Origin of the sequence: Endozoicomonas sp. ALB115 (assembly GCF_049310245.1) — a bacterium.
Classification (GTDB): Bacteria; Pseudomonadota; Gammaproteobacteria; order Pseudomonadales; family Endozoicomonadaceae; genus Endozoicomonas.
The window spans coordinates 1-2,835 of sequence record NZ_JBLYZG010000154.1 but is presented as its reverse complement, the minus strand read 5'-3'; the positions used below and the strand labels follow the sequence as shown (position 1 = coordinate 2,835).

At 44.3% G+C, this 2,835-nt stretch carries 3 protein-coding genes; all 3 read left to right on the top strand.

What is annotated here, in order from left to right:
• Nucleotides 1-1,049: hypothetical protein (locus tag ACO6VE_RS24230; RefSeq protein WP_422464039.1), on the top strand; the 1,049-nt coding region annotated here is incomplete at its 5' end.
• A complete protein-coding gene (locus tag ACO6VE_RS24225) occupies nucleotides 1,046-1,930 on the top strand; it encodes a PoNe immunity protein domain-containing protein (RefSeq protein ID WP_422464037.1) in 885 nt (294 codons plus the stop codon). The genes ACO6VE_RS24230 and ACO6VE_RS24225, both read left to right, overlap by 4 nt.
• 30 nt (nucleotides 1,931-1,960) lie before the next feature.
• Nucleotides 1,961-2,521: a hypothetical protein gene (locus tag ACO6VE_RS24220; RefSeq protein WP_422464035.1), complete on the top strand. Its 561-nt coding sequence runs from the start codon at nucleotides 1,961-1,963 to the stop codon at nucleotides 2,519-2,521.
• Nucleotides 2,522-2,835 lie beyond the last annotated feature (314 nt).

The following is a 2,835-nucleotide window of genomic DNA, read 5'->3' as shown; positions in this document are numbered from 1 at the left end:
CAGAATCCTTAGTGGAAAAGTTGCAGATTGTCGGTAAATGGGAAGGGACTTCTGTAAAGCAGGACGTGATCACCGGAGGAGGGATCGCTGCAGGGCTTGCCTCATCTGCTGTGGATGATGTGGTTGGGCTGGGAGAGTTCCTTGCGGACCCAATAGGTGGCCTGCAAGGCATGAAAGCCATGATCACCGATCCTCAGGTTCGTGAGCAAATGACAGATCAGATGTTCGCTGATCTGGAGGCTCAGATTGATCGAATGTCTTACGCTCTGGAACATGGTGGGGATGAGCAGGCATATCAGCTGGGTCAAGATCTGGGGGATTTGATCTGGACTGTCGGTTCCGTTGTTACTGGCGTTGGAGGTGTTGCGAAAGGCGGTGTGAAACTTGCCAAGGTTGGAGTGGATGTTGGTAAGAAATCGCTGGAGTTAATGGAGGAAACTGCAAAGAAGGTAAAAGGAAAAACTGCCGAGATTGTTAACATTCAAGAGTATGCACAAAAAGTCGCCGACAAAGCCCTAGTTAATTCTGGTGGTAAGCTTAGTTATTCTGGTGAACCTCTACTAGATATGAGCAAGCTAAGCAATCAACAAAAAGGCGTGATGGGAGAACTCTTCGGTGAAGGCACTGTGAAGAAAATTGTGCCAGATGGTAGAAAAGTTGGGCGTAGCCCTGGAATAGGTGAGACTGGAATAGATGATTTATACCAGGTTAAACGTACAGACGTTGATTTTGTGATAATTGAATATAAATTCAACACTGCCAAGCTCAAGAAAACAAATGACGGCAAGCAGATGAGTGATAGTTGGTTAAACGGTGAAAACACTGGATATAATAGAGTGCTTGAATCGGTTAACGGCAATAGGCAGATGGCTAGCGATATACGTATAGCAATGGATTCCGGGCGTGTAGAGAAGTGGGTTGTAAGGACCTTTCCTGACGGAACTTCACATGTTGAAGTATTGAATAAGAATGCAAAAAATATGGGTATTGATAATAAGTCATCCACTATTTTATCAACTCTAGATAACTTCTCTGGAGTAACACCATGATTCGCGATGCATTAGGCGACAAAGATTACTGGGATACATGGATTCAGTTTGAAGACCAGACCATTGAAAAAATGGTGAAACAATTAGAACAGAATCCGGGTCAACCAAATTACCGGCCTCAGTTCATTTACGAAATAGCAAACGAATATAGAGAAAACCTATTTCAGCGTTATTCTCGAGGAGACGACATTGCTGAATTAAGGGAACTATTGGTACCAATCATAGACTATTGGGAAAAATCAGAGCTAATGGGTAAAGAAGTGTGGAGTAAAACTCAACAGGTTTCTCGCCACTCCTGGGAAGTAAACTTTGATCATTATATTGTTTGTTTTTGGTTAGTCGGGCTGGCTATTTTGCTAGAACTTCCCGACGCAGAGTGGTTTAGGCTTATAAACCTGGTTGGGAATGAAGGTAAAGATGCATTACTTGATTTGGTCATAGCCAAGCGTTCACCAACTCGAAAAATAGGAGATCAACTTTGTTTTGATAAACCCTACAGACACCTTTATGAAGCAGTAAACTGTGCTGATAAAAGCAAACAAACTCACAAACTGTATGAGTTCGTCAAGAATTGGTACTCAGAGCTCCGAACCATTGGCCACTCAAGCAAAAAAAAGCCATTGCCACGTCATAGCCATCCGTATTGGTACAGGTTTGGCGATGAAAATTTCGAAGGTGGTGCTTATTTTGGCCGATGGTGTATTGAAGCCGCAGCTGTCGCAAAAGCATTTAATATTGATGACAGCCTTTGCCTCGGTCATGAGCATTATCCTGGCGACTTACTCAGGCCTAATGGGCCAACAACCCATAAAGTAAGGCAAGAAGATAATAGTGCTCATAAAAAGAGTCACTGGTTATCGCGTTTCTTTAACAGTAAGTAGTGATTGAAAACTGAAGCCATGGCAGTCAACATGATAAAATCAAAAATCGCCTTCATCCTTTTTGCCACCTTGCTTCTCACAGGCTGTGGCAATATCAAAACGATAAAATCTTTCTCAACATCGTTTGCGGAGTCCACCTCTGAACAACAGGCCAGAATTCGCATCATCAGCGATAAGGGCATGGTTCGCGGTGTGCCAAACAGTGAGTGTATTGACTACGCCTTACCCGGTTCTGGTGTCATGACCGCTTATTACAATGGCTTTGCTGATTTGAACTGGAAGGAGCTGGACTTGCCCGATGGCAAGTTCCCGGATAAGCAATTTCCGGCCGGTGCAGTATGGACAGAGCTGGCAATTGATGGCGACAAGCCTATAGCTCTTCACTATATTCTGAACGAGCATCTTCAAAGTTGTTCCGTAATGGCTAACTTCACACCAGAAAGCGGGCAGGATTATGAAGCTTATTTTAAAACCGGCAGTGTGGAGTGCTCCGTTAATATAACGAACATCAGTGAAAACAAGACATCCACTCATTCAGATAAGCTGGCATTGAACCAGGCGGAACTCTGTAACTGGCAGGATATGTTCTGAAAGGCCAACCTCAAAGCCCAGGCTCATGTGCAAGGGCTTTGAGGAATTCACCTAATCAAAAGTTGTACTGAACACCGAGCCCATAAACATAGGTAGTGATTTCAGCGTCTTCTTCGCCTTCAATGCGATCAATATTCGCAACCACGTTCAGCTCATCATTCAGGGCATAACCTGCAGTCAGGCCCAGACAAAATCAAAGACACCCAATAATTTGCCAGCGATGTAGAAATCACAGCAGGCAGAGACTTTGCCGCCACTGCCGCCAATATCACCAGTAGTAGCGGCAATGCTTCGATCGCTACAGGCAATGACCT

Coding starts and splice junctions, on each gene's coding strand:
- ACO6VE_RS24225 (WP_422464037.1), top strand. CDS start 1,046: ATGATTCGCGATGCATTAGGCGACAAAGATTACTGGGATACATGGATT.
- ACO6VE_RS24220 (WP_422464035.1), top strand. CDS start 1,961: ATGATAAAATCAAAAATCGCCTTCATCCTTTTTGCCACCTTGCTTCTC.